Origin of the sequence: Streptomyces sp. B15 (assembly GCF_018070605.1) — a bacterium.
Classification (GTDB): Bacteria; Actinomycetota; Actinomycetes; order Streptomycetales; family Streptomycetaceae; genus Streptomyces; species Streptomyces smyrnaeus.
Map to the genome: position 1 here is coordinate 1 of NZ_JAGPXJ010000112.1, position 19,244 is coordinate 19,244.

Annotated in this window: 13 protein-coding genes, 4 pseudogenes and 1 riboswitch; of the genes and pseudogenes, 9 read left to right on the forward strand and 8 right to left on the reverse strand. The window is 66.0% G+C overall.

Annotation, left to right across the window (positions count from 1 at the left end; all coding sequences use genetic code 11):
* The first annotated feature begins 81 nt into the window (after positions 1-81).
* A riboswitch (cobalamin riboswitch) is annotated at positions 82-159 on the forward strand.
* 215 nt (positions 160-374) lie between these two features.
* Positions 375-4,106 (forward strand): cobaltochelatase subunit CobN, encoded by a 3,732-nt coding sequence (gene cobN / locus KBY19_RS31905; protein WP_210967239.1) that lies wholly within the window; start codon positions 375-377, stop codon positions 4,104-4,106.
* Positions 4,107-4,142: 36 nt separating this feature from the next.
* Here cobN and KBY19_RS31910 read toward each other — a convergent pair whose 3' ends face one another.
* Positions 4,143-5,981: a DUF262 domain-containing protein gene (locus KBY19_RS31910; RefSeq protein ID WP_210967229.1), complete on the reverse strand. Its 1,839-nt coding sequence runs from the start codon at positions 5,979-5,981 to the stop codon at positions 4,143-4,145.
* A gap of 352 nt (positions 5,982-6,333) precedes the next feature.
* On the opposite strand from KBY19_RS31910, the gene KBY19_RS31915 reads away from it, so the two are divergent.
* The gene (locus KBY19_RS31915; RefSeq protein ID WP_210967230.1) at positions 6,334-6,756 is read left to right on the forward strand and encodes a hypothetical protein; all 423 of its coding nucleotides are present in this window, start codon (positions 6,334-6,336) and stop codon (positions 6,754-6,756) included.
* Positions 6,687-7,124: a family 16 glycosylhydrolase gene (locus tag KBY19_RS31920; RefSeq protein ID WP_210967231.1), complete on the forward strand. Its 438-nt coding sequence runs from the start codon at positions 6,687-6,689 to the stop codon at positions 7,122-7,124. Before KBY19_RS31915 ends, KBY19_RS31920 begins: the two co-directional genes overlap by 70 nt.
* Before the next feature lie 40 nt (positions 7,125-7,164).
* Here KBY19_RS31920 and KBY19_RS31925 read toward each other — a convergent pair whose 3' ends face one another.
* Positions 7,165-7,812 (reverse strand): histone deacetylase, encoded by a 648-nt coding sequence (locus tag KBY19_RS31925; protein ID WP_210967232.1) that lies wholly within the window; start codon positions 7,810-7,812, stop codon positions 7,165-7,167.
* 27 nt (positions 7,813-7,839) lie between these two features.
* Positions 7,840-8,220, reverse strand: a complete 381-nt coding sequence (locus KBY19_RS31930; protein WP_099883190.1) for a hypothetical protein — start codon at positions 8,218-8,220, stop codon at positions 7,840-7,842.
* Between the two features lie 1,347 nt (positions 8,221-9,567).
* On the opposite strand from KBY19_RS31930, the pseudogene KBY19_RS31935 reads away from it, so the two are divergent.
* Positions 9,568-9,783, forward strand: a pseudogene (locus tag KBY19_RS31935) (PLDc N-terminal domain-containing protein); the annotation flags it as partial.
* A gap of 403 nt (positions 9,784-10,186) precedes the next feature.
* On the opposite strand, the gene KBY19_RS31940 reads toward KBY19_RS31935, so the two are convergent.
* Positions 10,187-10,588 (reverse strand): hypothetical protein, encoded by a 402-nt coding sequence (locus tag KBY19_RS31940; RefSeq protein ID WP_307843679.1) that lies wholly within the window; start codon positions 10,586-10,588, stop codon positions 10,187-10,189.
* 14 nt (positions 10,589-10,602) lie between these two features.
* Positions 10,603-10,791: pseudogene (locus tag KBY19_RS37660) on the reverse strand (DUF1152 domain-containing protein); the annotation flags it as partial.
* On the opposite strand from KBY19_RS37660, the pseudogene KBY19_RS37015 reads away from it, so the two are divergent.
* Positions 10,772-10,887: pseudogene (locus tag KBY19_RS37015) on the forward strand (ATP-binding protein); the annotation flags it as partial. The pseudogenes KBY19_RS37660 and KBY19_RS37015 overlap by 20 nt on opposite strands.
* A 480-nt stretch (positions 10,888-11,367) precedes the next feature.
* On the opposite strand, the gene KBY19_RS31945 reads toward KBY19_RS37015, so the two are convergent.
* Together KBY19_RS31945 and KBY19_RS31950 are read right to left on the reverse strand one after the other, a co-directional pair.
* Positions 11,368-11,766, reverse strand: coding sequence for a hypothetical protein (locus tag KBY19_RS31945; RefSeq protein ID WP_210967233.1), 399 nt, complete (start codon positions 11,764-11,766; stop codon positions 11,368-11,370).
* A 318-nt stretch (positions 11,767-12,084) separates the two neighbouring features.
* Complete coding sequence (locus KBY19_RS31950) at positions 12,085-12,573, reverse strand: GIY-YIG nuclease family protein (protein WP_368860999.1); 489 nt, start codon at positions 12,571-12,573, stop codon at positions 12,085-12,087.
* Positions 12,574-13,624: 1,051 nt separating this feature from the next.
* Between KBY19_RS31950 and KBY19_RS31955 the strand changes: the two genes are divergently transcribed.
* From KBY19_RS31955 to KBY19_RS31965, 3 genes are all read left to right on the forward strand, one after another.
* On the forward strand, positions 13,625-14,338 hold the full coding sequence (locus tag KBY19_RS31955) for a hypothetical protein (RefSeq protein WP_210967235.1): 714 nt from the start codon (positions 13,625-13,627) through the stop codon (positions 14,336-14,338).
* A 705-nt stretch (positions 14,339-15,043) separates the two neighbouring features.
* On the forward strand, positions 15,044-15,988 hold the full coding sequence (locus KBY19_RS31960; protein ID WP_210967236.1) for a DUF4365 domain-containing protein: 945 nt from the start codon (positions 15,044-15,046) through the stop codon (positions 15,986-15,988).
* A gap of 107 nt (positions 15,989-16,095) precedes the next feature.
* Entirely contained in the window at positions 16,096-17,199 is a 1,104-nt protein-coding gene (locus KBY19_RS31965) for a hypothetical protein (RefSeq protein WP_210967237.1), read from the forward strand.
* Positions 17,200-17,564: 365 nt separating this feature from the next.
* On the opposite strand, the gene KBY19_RS31970 is transcribed toward KBY19_RS31965, so the two are convergent.
* Entirely contained in the window at positions 17,565-18,665 is a 1,101-nt protein-coding gene (locus KBY19_RS31970) for a DUF1152 domain-containing protein (protein WP_210967238.1), read from the reverse strand.
* A gap of 76 nt (positions 18,666-18,741) precedes the next feature.
* Here KBY19_RS31970 and KBY19_RS31975 point away from each other — a divergent pair.
* Positions 18,742-19,107, forward strand: a pseudogene (locus KBY19_RS31975) (GntR family transcriptional regulator); the annotation flags it as partial.
* Positions 19,108-19,244: the final 137 nt, after the last annotated feature.

The following is a 19,244-nucleotide window of genomic DNA, read 5'->3' on the forward strand; positions in this document are numbered from 1 at the left end:
CCCTCCCGCCGCGCACCCGGCCCCCGTACGATGCTGACGGCGGACCACCCGGTCCGCCTCATCGCCGGCGACGGCGACAGGGAGGAAGCCGGTGCGAATCCGGCGCGGTCCCGCCACTGTGAGCCCAGCCACCATCGCGGCCGGGTGAGCCAGGAACTCCCTTCCCCACGCTCTTCGCACCTGCCCCGGTCTTCCGCCGGAAGGTCTCCGGAGCAGGGGAGACCAGTCCGAGACCGCCCGGGGCGTGGACACCCCGAGGAAGGGCCGATCGCAGCATGCCGCTTTCGTCACGTGACAACGCCGACTCCCCCGTCGGCGCCGAAGTCACCGCCGATGTCGACGCTCCCGTCGCCACCCCCGACGACACGCCTCGGGTGATCCTCCTCCTGTCGACCTCCGACACGGACCTGCTCAGCGCCCGTGCGGCGAACGCGGCGAATGCGACGGATGTGACGGACCCGGCGAATGTGACGGGTGCGGCGCAAGGTGGCGCCTCCGCGCCCCTCACCTACCGCTACGCCAACCCGAGCCGCATCCCCGAGGACACCGACACCCTCACCACCGAGCTCGACGCTCTCCTCGAAGGCGTCGACCTCGTCGTCGTCCGACTGCTCGGTGGCATCCGGGCCTGGCAGGAGGGCATCGACCTGCTCCGCGCGGCCGATGTCCCGCTCGTCGTGCTGACGGGCGAACAGGCTCCGGACGCCCAGCTGATGGCGGCCTCCACGGTCCCGATCGGGGTGGCCGCCGAAGCGCACGCGTACCTCGCACACGGCGGCCCGGCGAACCTCGTCCAGCTGGCCCGCTTCCTCTCCGACACGGTGCTGCTCACCGGGCACGGCTTCGAGCCCCCGGCCCCGGCCCCCTCCTGGGGCCACCTGGATCGCGAGCCCGCGCCGAAGACATCCAGGACACCCGCACCGACGGACACGGCCGCCCCCACCATTGCCGTCCTCTATTACCGCGCGCACCACATGAGCGGCAACACGGCGTTCGCGGCCGCGCTCTGCGACGCGATCGAGGCGGCCGGCGGCAGGCCCCTGCCCCTCTACGTGGCCTCCCTCCGCGCCCCCGAGCCCGAACTCATCGAGGAGCTCCGCGCCGCGGACGTCATCGTGACGACGGTGCTGGCGGCGGGCGGCGCCGGCGGCGCCAAGCCGGCCGACGCGGGCGCGGGCGGCGACGACGAGGCGTGGGACGCGGGTGCCCTCACCGGCCTGGACGTACCCATCATCCAGGCGCTGTGCCTGACGGCGCCCCGCTCCGACTGGGAGCAGAACGACGAGGGGGTCTCGCCGCTGGACGCGGCCAGCCAGATCGCCGTTCCGGAGTTCGACGGGCGGCTCATCACCGTCCCGTTCTCCTTCAAGGAGATCGACGCCGACGGCCTGCCGTCCTATGTGGCGGACCCGGAGCGCGCGGCGCGCGTCGCGGGCATCGCCGTCCGCCATGCCCGGCTGCGCCGTATCCCGGCGTCCGAGAAGCGGCTGGCCCTCGTGCTGTCGGCGTACCCGACCAAGCACTCCCGGATCGGCAACGCGGTCGGTCTCGACACCCCGGCCAGCGCGGTGGCGCTGCTGCACCGCCTCCGGGCGGAGGGCTACGACTTCGGCTCCGCCGACATCCCTGGCCTCGCCCCCGAGGACGGGGAGCACACCGGTGACGCCCTCATCAGGGCCCTCATCGAGGCGGGCGGCCACGACCAGGACTGGCTCACCGAGGAGCAGCTGGCCAAGAACCCGGTCCGCATCCCGGCGGCCGACTACCGCCGCTGGTACGCCACCCTCCCGCAGGAGCTGCGGGACGCGGTGGAGGAGCACTGGGGCCCGCCGCCGGGCGAGATGTTCGTCGACCGTACGCACAACCCCGAAGGCGACATCGTCCTGGCGGCCCTGCGCCACGGCAACCTGCTCGTCCTCATCCAGCCGCCCCGCGGCTTCGGCGAGAACCCCATCGCCATCTACCACGACCCGGACCTGCCGCCCTCGCACCACTACTTGGCGGCCTACCGCTGGATCGCCGCCCCCCGGTCGGACGGGGGCTTCGGCGCCGACGCGATGATCCACCTGGGCAAGCACGGCAACCTGGAGTGGCTGCCCGGAAAGAACGCGGGCCTGTCCGCGGCCTGCGCCCCGGACGCCGCGCTGGGCGATCTGCCGCTGGTCTACCCGTTCCTGGTCAACGACCCGGGTGAGGGCACGCAGGCCAAGCGCCGGGTGCACGCCACCCTCGTCGACCACCTGGTGCCGCCGATGGCCCGCGCCGACTCCTACGGGGACATCGCCCGGCTCGAACAACTCCTGGACGAGTACGCCCAGATCAGCTCCATGGACCCGGCCAAGCTGCCGGCGATCCGCGCCCAGATCTGGACGCTCATCCAGGCGGCCAGGCTCGACCACGACCTCGGCCTGGAGGAGCGCCCCGACGACGACGGCTTCGACGACTTCCTCCTCCACGTCGACGGCTGGCTGTGCGAGGTCAAGGACGCGCAGATCCGCGACGGGCTGCACGTCCTGGGCGCGGCCCCGGCCGGCGAGGACCGCGTCAACCTGGTCCTGGCCATCCTGCGCGCCCGCCAGATCTGGGGCGGCAGGAGCACCCTGCCCGGTCTGCGCGAGGCCCTCGGCCTGGACGAGTCCGCCGCCACCCGCACCACCTCCGACGAGGCGGAGGCGAAGGCCCGCGCGCTGGTCGAGGCGATGGAGGCCGCGGACTGGGACCCGCGGGCGGTGTCCCGCGCAGCCGCCGGCCACCCGCAGCAGGTGGCCGACATCCTCGACTTCGCAGCCCGCGAGGTCGTACCCCGGCTCGCCGCCACCACCGCCGAGTTGGACCACACCGTCCACGCGCTGAACGGCGGCTTCGTACCGGCGGGCCCGTCCGGCTCGCCCCTGCGCGGGCTGGTCAACGTGCTGCCGACGGGGCGCAACTTCTACTCCGTCGACCCCAAGGCCGTCCCCTCCCGCCTCGCGTGGGAGACGGGCCAGGCACTGGCCGACTCCCTCCTGGAGCGCTACCGCACGGACAACGGGACTTGGCCCACCTCCGTCGGCCTGTCCCTGTGGGGCACCAGCGCCATGCGCACCGCGGGCGACGACATCGCCGAGGCCCTCGCGCTGCTGGGTGTCCGCCCGGTGTGGGACGACGCCTCCCGCCGTGTCACCGGCCTGGAGCCCATCCCGTACGAGGAACTGGGCCGCCCCCGCATCGACGTCACCCTCCGTATCTCCGGCTTCTTCCGCGACGCGTTCCCGCACGCCGTGGCGCTGCTGGACGACGCGGTCCGGCTGGCCGCCTCGCTCGACGAGCCGGACGAGGCCAACCACGTACGCGCCCACACCCAGCAGGACCTGCGCGAACACGGCGACGAACGCCGCGCCACCACCCGCATCTTCGGCTCCCGCCCCGGCACCTACGGCGCGGGCCTGCTCCAGCTGATCGACTCCCGTGACTGGCGCACCGACGCCGACCTCGCCGAGGTCTACACCGTCTGGGGCGGCTACGCCTACGGCCGCGACCTCGACGGCCGCCCCGCGCGGGGCGAGATGGAGACGGCGTACAAGCGCATCGCCGTCGCCGCCAAGAACACCGACACCCGCGAACACGACATCGCCGACTCCGACGACTACTTCCAGTACCACGGCGGCATGGTCGCCACCGTGCGGGCGCTGCGCGGCACCGCGCCCGAGGCGTACATCGGCGACTCCACCCGCCCCGAGACGGTGCGCACCCGCACCCTCGTGGAGGAGACCTCCCGCGTCTTCCGCGCCCGGGTGGTCAACCCCAAGTGGATCGAGGCGATGCGCCGCCACGGCTACAAGGGCGCCTTCGAACTGGCCGCCACCGTCGACTACCTCTTCGGCTACGACGCCACCACCGGCGTGGTCGCCGACTGGATGTACGACAAACTCACCGAGACCTACGTCCTGGACGAGACCAACCGCGCCTTCCTCCAGGAGTCCAACCCCTGGGCCCTGCACGGCATCGCCGAGCGCCTGCTGGAGGCCGAGTCCCGCGGCATGTGGTCCAAGCCCGACCCGGCCACCCTCGACGCACTGCGCCAGATCTACCTGGAGACGGAAGGCGAACTGGAACAGGACGAGTGATCGGACGTCGGCGACGAGTAGGCCAACGTCACACCCTTACAGGTCGTCTGTGTCGTCGGTCGCGTCCAGGCTGTTGCCGGGTGGCTCGTCGGAGCTGTCGCTCTCCAGGACTACCTTGCCCATGGCGCCCGAGATCTGGTCGAGCAGGGCGGACTTGCGGGCGGCGAAGAAGGCTTCGAACTTGTCGGAGGACATGAGCCCCGGGTCGGCGAGGTGGGTCCGGATGTGCTGGTTAACGCTGTCGCGAGGGGTCTCGGCGGCGTTCACCAGCCGGCCGAGGTATTCGGAGGGGGCAACGCCGCCGATGATCCGGTTGGTGCGTGCGGTCAACGGGGTCTTGTTGACAATGGAGTTGAAGACAGCGGGGTCCAGGCCGGCCTTCTCGCACCAGCTCTTCGGAAAGATGTGATGGATGTCCACGGCTTCGTCGAAGTAGCCGGTGACCTCGGCCTTCTCGCCGGTACGCCAGTCCACGGCCCCCGCCTTGAGCAGGAGAGCATAAATCCCCTTGTAGGCTGCGCTGTTGCGGGTCCGCAGGGTCAGCAGGCGTCCCGGTGAGAACTGCGCGGCGGTCACGGTTCGCGGTTCGGTCGCAGACCCGCGAATCCAGTCCACGACATCAGGCAGGTCCTGGCTGAAGCGCGTCTCGGTGGAGCCGCCATACAGCTCGCCGAACACCCCGCACCAGTACCAACGGGCCAGCTTCTCCTGCGCTCCCGCGCTCTGCGCGTCCTCTGCGGCCAGGGCGAAGATGGCTGCCAGCGGGATCAGTTGGGTTCCATAGGGCAGGAACTTAGTGTCGAAGACGTACTGCTGGTGCAGGAACTTTGCGGCGGTCTTGAACCCGGCGACGAGCATCGGGGCGAAACGTCGGTAGTCAGTGAGGGAGAGCGCAAGCATGTCCTTGCGCTTGCAGCCGATACGCGGCAGTCGTTCCTCCTCCGTGCCGCTGTCCCGCTCGCGCCACCACCGCTCGGCTGTGGCCAGCAGAGTGACGGCCTGCAGGAAGTCGGTGTTGGAGACCTCCCGCAGGATGCGGTACTCAGGCGCTTGCCACGCCGCACGGCACTCGTACTCCCAGTGTTTGCGCAGGTCGAAGTCGTCGGCGGCGTAGGTGGCGGTCAGCAGCTCGAACACTGTGAGGGTGACGCCGCCGGTGTTGACCTTCTCGAAAACCTGGCAGACGGCCTGTCGCGGGACTTCCTGCCCCAGCTCAATGATGGGGACGTGGTACAGGTCGAAGGGCCGGACGAACGTCTGCCGGAACGCCCGCCAGAGCGTGCGCTTCTCCTTGTGGTCGGACCAGTAGTCGGTGAACTCGTCCCCCCAGTCGCCGTTGTCGAAGACGGCGTGGAGAGGGAAGAGATGGTGCTCGTACTCCAGTTCCGGGGTCGAGTAGTCCTCCAGCACCTCCCCCCGGAAGTTGCGGACGACCCGGGACTCAGGAAGAAAGCGGATCGCCTCCTCGCGGTCGCCGTTCTCCTCCAACGCGGCCCGCATGTCCGCGTAGAACCAGCCGGCGGCCCGGTGGTTGCGCAGATCCTGCGTCTCCACCGGACGGTGCAACTTCAGCGCTTGGAAGAGCGAGGTGAGCCGCTGCTGCCCGTCCAGCACGAGCGATTCAGGTTCCGCGTCGCCTGGCGGCGCGGCGCCCTCGATCGGTCGGTACTTGAACCGCACGTCGCCGCCTGCCTTGAGCAACATGACGGTACCGACGGGATAGCTCAGCGAAATCGACGCAAGTAGGCTCGCAATGTTCGGCCAGGGCCACACCCAGCCCCGCTGGAACTCGGGTAGCTGCGCCTTGCCGACCTGCACTTGCTGCAGCAAGTCGCGTAGCGGTCGTTTGTCGATACTGAACGCCTCGTCGGCCACTTCGGCTCCTTTGTGACAGTCGGCCAGGCTCGCCGCCTTTTGCCGGCCCAAACTACTAGTGGTCACCGGCTGATACGCCTGGGAAAGGGAAATCGATCGATCCCTTCCGGGTACGTTCCGACGACAACGAGGGACGTGCGTCGGCTGCCTCTTGCTTCAACGGCATTCCTAGGTAGGGGAGTTGAGACCATGAAAGGCGTGCGCGGAAGAGGCGGCAGCGGCATACTCTCCGGCCATGAGACGGAAACTCGGGTAACAGGCCGCCACCGCGCTGGCGGCTGCCTGCGCATGCATATGGATGGTGGCCGCACCGGCGCCGGCCGAGGCGACGCCCTCCGAGGACGCGTGCCGGGTGACGGACAACACCGTGCCGTCGGGCGACTGCGGCAGCGTCCACCAGGCGTTCGCGGAGAACTTCAACGGCGACACCGTGCCGGTCGGCTCGTTCTCCGACTGCGATCGCAACGTCGACACCGCCGACGCCTACTGCGGCGGCCTCAGCGACGAGTACCGCACCAACTGGTCGGCCTATCCCACCGGGTGGTACGACACGGCCAACCCCCAGAACCACAGCAACGGCAACGACCACACCATGGGCGGCGAGTACGGCGCCGACAAGGCCGTCTCCGTCTCCCCCTCCGGCTACGACAGCACCGGCACCATGAAGGTCGACATGTACGGCCGGAGTCCGGCCAGGACAACTACGTGGCCACCATGGTGCCGCATAAATGCATGGACCGCGCGTACGGCAAATACACCGAGCGCTTCAAGGTGATCCGCATGGACCCCGGCTTCAAGGCCGCGCACCTCTTCTACGAGGAGCCGTACGAGATGGATTTCCCCGAGACCGGGGGCAACTTCAACGACGACACCATCTCCGCCCTCGCCCACCCGAGTGAGGAGAACGTCGACACCGGCGCCTCCTGGACCACCCCGCACACCACATGCATCGAGTGGACCCCGGGCAAGGTGAAGTACTTCCTCGACGGGCAACTGGTGAAGACCGCCTCCCGCGACATCTCCTCCACCAAGATGGACTGGGTCCTCCAGAACGAGTCCGCCCTCTCCGGCGCGTACGCGGCGCGGGGCGCCCACGCGACGAGCGAAAGCACCTGGGTGACCTGCTACACGTACAACGGCTGACCCTCTGACCCGGCCCCGGGCGCGCGGGGGCGGAGCGGACCTACCCAGCGACCAGTTCCGCAACCGCCTCCGCCGACCACACTCCCTCCGCCCCCGGCGCCCAGGCCAGATACCGGGCCACTGTCTCCGCAGTCCAGTCACCTGCCTCCAGCAGCCCGGAGGCCAGACAGCGTAGATAAGCTTCCGCCGGAGCCACGTACGGCACCTCCCCCAGCCCCCAAGGCGCGGTGAACGTCAGCACCGGATGCCCCGCCAACTCCCCGGCGCACACCAGCGTCTCGTACCGACCCTCCCCGAGGGACGCCCGGCCGTGCGCCAGCACCTGGGTCAGATCCAGGTCGGTGCCCGGCTCCCGGTACATCTCCTGCGCCGCGACGTCGGAGAACTGCCCCGGCGTCACCAGATGCGCCACCGCGAGAGTGCGCCCCTCGGCCTCCGGATCGTAGAACGCCCTCCCGCCACCCCACACCGGTGACGTCGTCGCGAAATACACCGCCCCGGGCAACTCGACCGGCATCGACTCCACCGGCATGCCCCGGTCCCGGCACCCCGGATACCACCGCCCCGCTCCCTGCGGCCGGCCACCGCGGATATAGGCCCGCAACCGTTCGCGGTGCACGTTGGAGCCGTACGCCGCGTACCAGACCTTCTCCGGCCGCCCCTCCGCGCCCGCCTTCTCGTGCCGCACTGCTGCCCGCAGAGGAGTGCCGGGCTCTCAGCCTCGGCCCCGCTCGGCCACGCCCACCGCGTGGCCGCTTTTCTCGTAGTGGGCCCGGCAGAACCGCACCAGATCATCGGCGTGGATCGCACCGTATTCCTCCGGCGTCGAACCCTCGACAGCAGCGATGATCTGATGCGCCGAGGCCGACCGGTAGCCCATCGCACTGGCACCTTCGGTGACGCGAACTCCCCAGTACTTCACCAGGATCGGCGAACTCTGAAAGCTGCGATGGGTCTTCGTGTCGCGCAGATCCCGATCGGTGATTTCCACGTTCAGCCCCTCCGCGAGGGCCTTGCGGGCATAGACCAGAGCCGCGTCGATGTCCAACGTGTAGAGGGACAACGGCTGACCGTCGGATGCGCGCGGAATAGGCATGACGGCACCCTAGGACCGGCGCAGCGCCCATGGAGCGGCTTCGCGCCACCGCCCCGCGGCCCCCGCCGACCGCGGCGGAACCACTTCTCGAACGACGCATACGCCCCTGACGTCCCGCTCCCCGCCCCGAAGCGGCCCCACTCGAACAGCACCCGCGCCCCCCGAACGAGGCCAGAACAAGATCTCCCACCCCACGCACAGCAACCGCCAGGGCCAACGCATCGCACCCCCCGGGGGGCCGGGCTCGATCGGCCAACAGCGGGCGATCAGGCATCGCTTGTTCCTGGCGTTGGTGACCCAGCCGTGCCGGAGGCCGACTGCGAAGGTGAGGAAGCCGTTGGCGGGTGCGGGCGGCAGACCCCGGCCGGCTGGGGCGTAGTGACCGCCTTCCAGCAGTGGTCACCACTTCTCGCTCGCCGAGTTTCGGGGGCCAGGCCGGAGCGTGTGACGGCCTCGCGAGAGGCTCCGCACGGCAGTGGCGTGGAGTCGATCAACCTCAGGTCGTCGTGCCAGGTCGGCACCTGCCGGGGCGGCCCGCGAAGGCGCAGGCCCAGAGGCTTGTGGCGGCGACCTGGAGCAGGGCCTCGACAGCAACCCGCTGGGCGAACCCCGACCAGACTCTCTCCCAGATTTCCCCCAAGCGACCCCAGAAACACTCAGGGGCCCGACCCGCAATGCCGATCAAAGCCCTGACCTGGTGTTTCCTCTGTCGGGGTGGCGGGATTTGAACCCACGACCTCTCCGTCCCGAACTACGGGCGGCGGTGGGTGGTGAGGTCGGCTGGGTCGGCGGCGCGGCTCTGGCCACTGGTGCAGGGTGTGTGTGGCCGTGGGGGTTGCTGTACTTCGCTGCTGTACCGCAACGGCCTCCCTGCACTGGCCTCAGCTGGAGAAAGCCCGCCACGACGGCGGGGGCGCCGAACGATCAGCGCGCGTATGCGCCGCGCGCCGGCCACCGGGCTCAGCCGAGCGGCAAGGAAGAACAGATGTCGCGCGGCGGGGACGTCCGGGGGCACGTCGACACTCGCTTCAGGAGCTAGACCGGGTGCCTCTAGAGACAGGTTCAGCCTGCTTGCCGGGCGCCTGCTCGGTTGCCTTGGTGCGTCCGTGTACAAGGTCGTTGTCGTCGGTCGTGGATGTCAGCCCCTCGAGTCAGTGAGCCCAGTCCCTTCTCCGGGGGATTGGATCCTGCATCGCCCGCAGCTTTGGAGGCTGGCCCGGGGGTCCTGTGCCTGAGGCCACTTCACTCGGTTGGTGGCACTGCGGTGGCGCAAGGAAGACACCTGCCATAAGCCTGAGCGTAGCGGGACAAAGGGCATGTCGAGGAAACGATCTCCGGAGGCCAGCTATGGATTTTCCGCTTCTCAGCATCTTCTTGACCATGCTGTTCTTCTTCCTCTGGATCGTGTGGCTCATCCTCCTCTTCAAGATCATCGGGGACATCTTCCGAAGCCATGATCTCGGAGGAGGCGCCAAGGCGGGCTGGCTGCTCCTCGTCCTCATCCTGCCGTTCGTGGGTGTCTTCGCGTACCTGATTGCACGAGGCGACTCGATGGCGGAGCGCCACGAAAGGCCCACCGCGCGGTTGTGAATGTCAGCCCCGGTGGGGTCCGGAGTCCCCAGGATGATCATCCGGGCGCGTTAAGCGGTCGGCAGAGCGGCTCTCGGCTCGAGCTGCCATGGGGCGAGAGATCAGGGGCCCGTAAGCTTGCTGCGTCTCGGGCAGCACCTCGCCTGCCCGCAATAGCCCGAAGTGGGCCCCTGATCTTCGCGGCTCCCCCCCATGGTGGCTGCCTAAAGCCGCGGAGCCGACCGCCCCAGCCACGATGGCGTCCTCTTCGTGTGGTTCGCGCCGCGCGCGGGCTGGCCGGCCGGGCCGGAGCGGGGCGAAGACAGGAGCGTCGGCCCGGCGGCGAGCCGGGCCGCGCGGCGAGCGGAGCGAGCCCTCGAAGTCGTAGAGAACGTTGTTACGCAGGCTTCGACGCGATGCGCCAGAGCGGGGCGTCGTACTGCTCCGGGCGGTGGTGGAGTAGCAGTTCGCGGAGCTGGAGCCGTTGCGAGCCGTCGTAGCCCCATGCCTCAGTGATGCGGCGGAAGGTGGTGTGGGCGGCGCCTCGTGCGCTGGCTTCGGCTTCGAGCTGGTCGAGCTGTGCCAGTAGAGCGGGTGTGCTCTCGATGGGTTTGGTCGTCCGGCTGTCGAGCCAAGCGGCCTTGTTGCGTTCGTAGTCGATCTCCGAGTACCCGCAGATCTCACCAGTGAGGCTGAGGAGCTGGCGGCCGAGTCGTTCGCGGAGCTGGTCAGCCGGAAGCTCGCCGTCGAGTCCGGGCCCGCATTCAGAAGGCGCACCAGGAGTGGCAGTTGGCAGCACGCCGCGAGGGTGAGTGCATCACCGAGCGGGCTGCGGAGGGTGGGTTCGTCGCCCTTGGCGAGGATGTCTCCGCCGACGTCCAGCAGGTCGATCGAGTCGAGGCCCAGATGTTCGGTGAGTCCCCCAACTTGTGCGCGATCCCGCGTACACCCGCTTCCGGGTCGATCAGCGCGAAGGTGTGGGGAGCTGGTGACGAACGCGATCCTGTACGGCGCGTTCGAAGAGTCGTGCGCGTACGGGTGAGGTGGTGGCGCGAGGGCGAAGCCCTGCGGGTCGATGTCCATAACCCGGGCTTCCCACTTTCAAGCGGTTCGTCGCGGACCGCGGAGGGGAGATGGTCGCTGGCACGGCTTGCATCACGGCCACCAGCATCGAGGACGACGGCTCATGCGCGTGACTTCGACGTCACGAGGTGACCAGTTCGCCAGGCTCCGCAGGGGCGACGGAACGCCATGGTCACTCAGCTAGTCACTCGACACGAATCAGGGCCGGTCTTCCTTGCGGAAAACCGGCCCTGACCTGCTTCTTCTCTGTCGGGGTGGCGGGATTTGAACCCACGACCTCTTCGTCCCGAACTTCGGGCGGGGTGGTCGGTGGGGTCGGCTGGGGCCTGTGGCGGGGCGTCTGCGGCTGGTGCGGGCTGCCTGCGGTTGTGGTGGTTGCTGTACTTGGCTGCTGTACAGCAACCGTTCTGACCACCGGTTCGATCACTGGGCGGGCTGCCACGCTGGCTGGGAATCTGATTTGCAGTCGGTCTGCTGCCTCGGTCCATGCCGCTGTCACCTGTTGTTGTTGGTGTCATTCGTGGGTGTCACGGGTTCGGGCAACGGCCGCTCTCCGGACAGCTCAGGCACTGAGAGCTGTGCCTCGACCATGGGGCTTGCCAGTTCGCCGGTTCCCTCGTCATCGAGTACGCGACGGGCGACTTCGGCGAATCGCTGCACCTGGGCGAGCAACTCAAAGCCGACGTCAGCAACTGCACTTTTCGTGTCGGCATACTCGGGGGATTCCTCGCCGAAGCTTTGGAGGGCTGCGATGGAGGTGCGAAGCGGTCTGATGCAACGGCTGGCGCAGCTGATGAGCTCCTGGGAGGGAGGGATGACAGCCGGCGGCCCCTCAAGCCATACCTGCACTCCCAAGTAATCGAGCTTGTCGATCTCCGAATGGAACTGGGCCATGTCGAGAGTGTGGGAGTCGCGGTACCTCCCCAATGCCCTCTCGATGACGCGAGCCTGTGCGATGAAGTCCGCGTACGCCGTGCTGCGCGGCTCACGACGCTCCCGTACATGCTCGACCCGTAGCTGACGCCTTGCTTGCGCGTCCTGAGCCTCTAACTGGCGCTGGGTGGCCTTGGCTCCGCACAAGCCCGTAACGAAAGCTGCACCGCCAGTGCCCAATGCTCCGACGGCCGCCCCCAAGATTGCTGCGATCCCTGAATCCACGTCGCCACCGCTTCCGTACGCCGTCGTTCGCCGCCGTTGATGTCAGCCGAACGCCTACGCGCTGATGGGCAAATCCCGGGCTAGGTGGCGGGCTTCGGCCCTCATGTCCTTTAGGCGGCCGTGGAATGGGTTGTGGTCGTTCTGGTCGAGGTTCAACGGCAGATCGAGTTGAGAGATGAGCTGCGACTCCAGGCTCCACGGTTTGCTGTGCTCGATCCAGCACACTTGCGCGTTCTCTGCCATCCACTGGCTGAGGGTGGCTTCCCCGGCCTTGCCGAAGGTCATGCGTTTGCCGCTTCCTACACGACGCAGTTCAAGGCCGAGCAGGCAACCGAGAGTGAGCCGCAGTGTCGAACCGGCCGCGTTGCCGCGGTAGTGGTACCGCACGCGCTTCCGCAGGTTCTGGGTGCTGGTCCGGTTCGCCATGTATCGCGGGGCTATGCCGACGTAGAGCAGGCGTCCAGCGTCCAGGTCTTGGTGGGGTGCCTGCTCGAAGTGCCACCCGTAGACCCCCGCCGCTGCGGGAACAGGGCTCGGGCGCATCAAGACCTCCTGCGCCGACCACAGTCGGTCGGGACTGGTGAGAGCGGTAGCTTCCACGAAGCCTCCAGATACGCCACGGCTGACAGCTGCAGGCTACTGGCTGGCGCCGACAGAGCATGCTCAGCCACAGGAAGTCAGCCACGACGGCGGGACAGACGGCGCGCACCCGCACGTGGTCCCCTCAGCCACCCACCGGCATCGGCCGCGCTTTCAGGCTTTGATCTTTGAACCGCAGACGCCTCCGCGCAGCCCCAGCTGACCACTCAGCGATGGCGCGACCGGTCCGCAGACTGCGACGAGACCGGGCGCCGCGCCACGGACCTTACGGATCACGATGCGCTCTGCTCTCATTGATGCGTTGACCAGTGGAAACGAGTGCCGAGGGGGTTTTGTGGTCCACCTTGACGTCCGCTGTTGACCGTGACTTACCGGCCTGTCGGGCCCGCATCGGGCACGGCTCTGAGCACCGCTTTAGGAGTTCGATCTTCCCTTGCCCTGGCGGGCACCTGCCTGGCGAGCCGGTGTCGTGCTGGGCTGCTGAGTGCCGCCACCGTCCAAGACCGTTGATGTCGGCATTGGATGTCAGCGGAACAGTTCGGGAGTCGGACAGACTTCCAAGGCTTCCTCGGGCCGGTCGGCCCAACGCCACCAGCTATGCCGACTTGTACAGCTCCACAGCGTTCGGCAGGCCCGCTGGCCATCGTCTTCCCCTCCCCCCGGAGAGAGGACGAAGCCACCCGACTCCATAGGCTGGCCGCACTCGGGGCAGGTCGGGGCGTCGATCATGCGCACTCTAGCGGGGCGACCTCTTCGTCCCGCAGCAACTTGGGACGCTCGCCGTCCCTGGGCTGCTGCGCTTGTCACCTGCGCTGATGGTCGCTGACGCCCACGATTGTTCGCTGTCCCGCATTTAGACACTCAGGTTGCTGTGTCCCTCTTACACCTCTCCGGGGGCGGGTGATCCGGTACGTAGCCGCTCGGATCATCCTTTGGCTGAGATTGCTTCGCAATGTGGAGGCCGCTAGGCGGCACATCCCTCGTATGATCAACCATGCAACTCGACGGACTCTCCGCAGCCTGGTTCCATCCCAATACCGACAAGTCCCAGCGGTTTCTGGCGTCGGCCTACGACTCGGTCGAGGCGGTTCTGGATAACCTGGCGATCGTTCGGTTAGCGCGTCGCGAAGAAGGCGGCGATCTACGAGGGCGTCTTACGTCCAACGAGGAAGACCTCCTGCGAGCTGCGCTCACCTTCGCGGGTGCAGGAATCGACTCGGCACTGAAGCAACTCATCCGAGACACTTTGGCTGCGCTGTTGCCCGTCAACAAGGAGGCTGCGTCCAAGTTTCAGACACATGCGGAAGCTCGTCTGGCCCACGAACAGGCCTCAAGGTTTCTGGCGAGATACCTGACGAGCGGTGATCCGCGGGGTGCGTTGATCGATGACTACGTGTACGAGTTGACTGGGTCGTCGCTGCAGTCGGCGGAGCAGGTCCAGAAGGTTGCTGGCGCGCTGGGAGTGACAGACGCAAAGCTGCGCAAGCGGATCGGTGAGCTCAAGCTCCTCTTCGTTGCGCGCAACGAGATCGTGCACGAGTTGGATCTCAAAGCTCCGGAGAAGCCAGGGGACCGGCACCGTCGGATCCGGTCCATCGGCAAGACCAAGGAGATGGCACACCACGGCTTGGAGACGGCCCAGCAGATAATCAACTCTGTGGCTAAGACGTTGGGGAGCCCAGGCCCTCACGGTAAGGCAGAGGCGTGAGCCTCCCGTCTTCTTGCCCTGGGTCTTGCCGAGGATCTTGGCGACCTGCGTTTTCCCTGCTCAAGTGCGGTGAGCCCGTGCGCCTGGTGGTCGTCGTTGGTCGTCATTGGCCACTGTCGAGCGACCTCGGACGGCCCAGGGAGGGCCCAGCTTCGGCGCACTCCGCTGACGGCCGGCACTTCGACATGACCCGTCTGAACCTCAGCCGACGACAGTCAGCCACGATGGCGGGCGCGCCGACCAACCACGCACGCGTATGCCTCGCTGCACCCCCACCAGCCTTAGCCACGCTGCTGGTGCCGTCGACCGGAGCAAGCACCGATGGCTGGCCCGTGACCACCGTGCCCGAGCCCCCAGCTTGGGAAGCTCGGGTCCTCCGTGGCTGGTTGCCGAGCTGACCTGCGGGGGAACGGGCGCGGGCCTGCCTGACCAGCGGCTTGGTCTCCGTCGTTTCCAGCAGGATCTGGCACATATTTGGCACGGGTGGCCGTGACAGCTATGTATCGCCGTGGTTCCGGCTCGTTGATGTCGGTGGCGCGTTGCTGTAGCTGTTACGGCCGAACATGGGCAGACGGTACCCGAGGGCAGCCGCCGAGCAGATTCAAAAATCGCAACTCCCCAGGCCAGACCATCGCTATCGTAAGTACGACCTCAGGGGGGAGCATGGCACGGGTTAGGTCTAACCGTTGCATCGAGCGAGCTGGCGTGAACGCCGTGCGGACGCTATTGGAAGATCATGATTATATCGTCCAAGAGATCGACGGTGGAAACGATCACGGCGAGGACTTGCATGTCTTGCTGACGAGAGGCGGGAACCGAACTGGTCATGTTCTTGCCATCCAGGTAAAGGCGGGCCGTAAGTACAAACGTGCCAAGGGTTACACCATTCCGGTTGAGGATCACTTCGATGACTGGAGGAAAAGCAAAATTCCGGTAGTGGGTGTCGTCTTTGACGTCGACACGAGGAAACTCTACTGGGTGAACTTGACTGCAGAACTCTGGAAAGCGCAGGACGCGATTAAGCGCGTAACTGTTCCCCGCAGTTCCGTTTTAACCTCGGAGACAATGCCTGATTTTGTCGGCGCAATCGAGGCTTACATGGACTCAACCGGCACGAAACTTAGAGACTTTACGTTGGAGGAAGCTTTCATAGCGGTTTCCCGTGCGTTAGACGGTCTTGATCCCAACAATGTGCCGAATCCCCTCTTTGAGGGGTGGGCAGAGTTGCTGTTCCGTCACGAGGCACAAGCAAGGCGGATTGCACGGTTGCTGCTTCAAGTTTGCCCCCTCTTACTGCTCGCTAGCCTACTGGCTTTCGAGTGGCCCTATCAGGTGCGCTTCGTCGCCAACTACACAGACCTGAACCCGGTTCTCACTGTGGGTAGTCTGTATATTCTTATCTCATGGATGGCGCTCACCATCTTCTTTGAACTACGTGCAGGGCGACGCCCTAAGGAGACGGGGAACTGGCTCATCAATATTTGCGGTCTCTACCTATGGATTCCCGTAATGGATAACGGAGGAGGCCCGAAGTGGATAGGTGGATCGCTAGTGGCTGCTAGCGTAATCATCTCTCACTTTGGCTTACTCACCCTCCTAATGTTTTATATCTTACGCGAACTGGACAGGAAGAAGAGTCGCTGTAAATGAAGACGACCCCTTGGGGTGTACTGTAACTTATCGAGTATGCGGGAGGGATTTTGAATAAAGGGCAGGAAGAAAAATTGAAGGAACATCTATCCCGTATTCTGCGAGGCGTGTCCCCTGCAGCGTCCGATGATCCCGGGTTCGCGTTGGTGATTGGTCGGCCAACGCACCGATTCAGCGTGGACGTTACCCGGCTTCCTGTTCCTGGAATCGCTCGCATAGCTCTTGAACTGCTCGGCTGCCGCAATCTCGGACGCGGGGAAAAGCTCGCCTGGGAGTATACGTTTCTTATCGATGGCCACTGCTGTTCGCTGGCACATCAAAAGTTCGGACTCCGTCTTTACGTTGACGCCCAGGCCCTGCCAGCCGAGGATGACGCAAAGGCGTTGTGTGAACGAGTCGTCTCCCTGCTCGAAAAGTCCCAACGCTACCTAGAGCGGTATTACCTTAGGGGATTCGCCGATGAACAGATTCGCCAGGGAAAGGTGACTATTCGGAATCAGTATCGTCGACTTCACGACCTATATGAGTACTTCCGTGAGGGTGCGGAGCTGGCGTTTGCTGGTAAAGGGCGAGTGGATGGCGATTTGGGAAATGGTTGGCATCTAATCGCCCCTGAAGAGACAGAGGGATTTTATAATACGGTTGCTATGGTGTCCGCATATTTTAGCCTCCTTGAGCACAATTTGGTGCTTCTTCTTCCGTTCGTCGGGTTCGACCCTTCCAAGGAGAGTTTAAAGTCCTTCATCGGTGACCGATGGGGCGCGAAGTTTAAGAAAGTATTCCCGGTTGGAGAGAATGGCTCCGTTAAGGCACACTTCGATGAGCTTCATCGCATCGCAGAAGAATATCGGAACACGTATGGACATGGTGGGTTCGATAAGTTTGGATCAACCATGTTGTTTCACATGAAGGGTATCGGTGCCCTTCCTGCTGTACTCAGTGATATTCGCGAAAGGCCCTACTTTAGCTTTGTTCCTGTGGGGGTAGAGGATTTCGGGCGCATCAAGCGTTCTTTTGATGCATTTGATGAATGGCTTGACGATACGGCCGCCCCGCTTGCAATGAAATGGATCAAAGGTGGTCTCGACGTTTACTACGACGAGCGATTCAGGGCCGAGGTGGCATCTGCTATGCAGTCCTCGGAAGATTTTCTAGCGATGGCCGATTACTACTGCTACCGCGTGGATCAAGCCGCCAACATGGACTGGTAGATCCGCAGGCGCTGCATGCTCCGCGGTGGGCGAATGAAGAACCTGCTAAGCGGGGTATAAGGGGAAAGGCGGAGTAAGTCGTGACGGCACACGATTGGTGAAGCGGCTTTGGGTAGGAGTTGCTTTGGGGCGAGTGATCATGGCTCCGTAAGCTTCCGGCGCGTCGGACAGGTAGTGGACCTGTCCGGCAAAGCACGACGTTGGAGCCGTGCTCTTCGACGCTCGCGCCCAAGTGGCTGCGTAAAGCTGTGGAGCCGACCGCTCCAGCCACGACGCACCCCTTCTCTGGCGTCAGGCGGCTGCTTGTGCGCCCGTGCCGCGCGCGGGGAGCGGAGCGAGCCGCCTTGAAGTCGTAGAGAAAGTTGTTACGCAGGCTTTGACGTGATGCGCCAGAGCGGGGCTTCGTACTGCTCCGGGCGGTGCTGGAGTAGCAGTTCTCGGAGCTGGAGCCGTTGCGAGCCGTCGTAGCCCAGGGCCTCAGTGATACGGCGGAAGGTGGTGTGGGTGGCACCGCGCCCGCTGGCCTCGGCTTCGAACTGGTCGAGCTGCGCCAGTAGGGCATCCGTGCCCTCGATCGGTTGGGTCGTCCGGTCATCGAGCCACATGGCCTTGTTGCGTTCGTAGTCGATCTCGGAGTATCCGCAGATCTCCCGGCTGTGCTGCTCGGCTTCCTCAAGTGCGGTGCTGTAGAGGACGGCTCGGGCGAGTTCGTTGCGGCTGAGAGCGTCGTCCAAGTCGGCCTGGTGGAGAGCGGGGCCCTCGTCGGTGAGGGGGACCGATAGGCCGGCGTCCCGTACTTCGCAGAGTCCGCGGGTTCCTCGGGCTGTGGCGGCGAGCATGGCTGTGGCTTCGGACGGATGCCATTCCAAGACATTGCTGACGGGTTCGGTGTGCTCGGTGGTGAGGCTCAGGAGCTTGGGGCCGAGGCGTTCGCGGAGTTGCTCGGCAGGGAGTTCGCCGTCGAGTCCTGGCCCTGCGATCAGAAGCCGGACCGGAACGGACAGTTGGCAGCACGCCGCGAGGGTGAGCGCATCACCGAGCGGGCTGCGGAGGGTGGGTTCGTCGCCCTTGGCGAGGATGTCTCCGCCGACGTCCAACAGATCGATCGAGCTGAGGCTCAGGTGCTCGGTGAGCTCCTGCACCTGCTGAGTCATGCCCTGCACGCCTGCGTGCGGGTCGATCAAGGCGAAGGTGTGGGGAAGCTCCGCTGCGAGCCGGGGCAGTGTCGAGCCGGCGGGCGCCACCGGCTGCGCGTCTCCCGGCACTGCGTGGACGCTGGGCGTGATCGCCCTGAGACCGGTGAAGTTGGCAGGCCCCCGGGGGCCGGGAACGGGGTCGATCAGTAGGCGGTCCCATGCGTAGGTGAGGACGACCGCCGGTTCCCCGTCTGGGTTCAGAGCGGCGTCCACCATGGCGGCGGCGACTGCATCGCCCCCTCCTCCTGCTGCCACGATCAAGCGCGTCACCGCGTCAGGGTACGGGTTTCGGGCTTAGCCACTCACTCTATAGTGGCCAGAGGTAATAGCCACTTAGGAGGGTGAGATGCCCAAGATCGAAGAGGCTCAGCCGAAGTATTTGCAGATCGCTCACTACATCCGTGATCAGATCCTTCGCGGAGATCTGCGTGCGGGCGATGAGGTGCCCTCGGAGCGGCAGTTGTCTGCCGATTGGAGCGTCTCGCGGCCGACTGCCGCTCGTGCGCTCGAAGCGTTGAGGCATCAGGGCCTGGTCGAGAAGCGTCAGGGATCGGGCACCTACGTGCGTGGCCTGGATGTGAACCGTCGTGCCAGGGAGTTGTACGGCCGTGCTCGTCAGACGGGCAAGATCTACACGCCCGGCGAATACGCGGTCATCACGTCGGCGGGCTGGCTGGAAGCTCCGGACCATGTTGTCGAGGCGCTGGGTCTGGCGTCCGGTAGTAAGCGTTGTCCCGTAAATGATCTACGGCGTACATCCTGACCTGCTTGTTCCCACGTCATCCGGCGAGGGTGAGGTTGTGCAGGCGGGCGATGCCGAGCATGGCGTGGTGGACGCCGTCGCCTTTG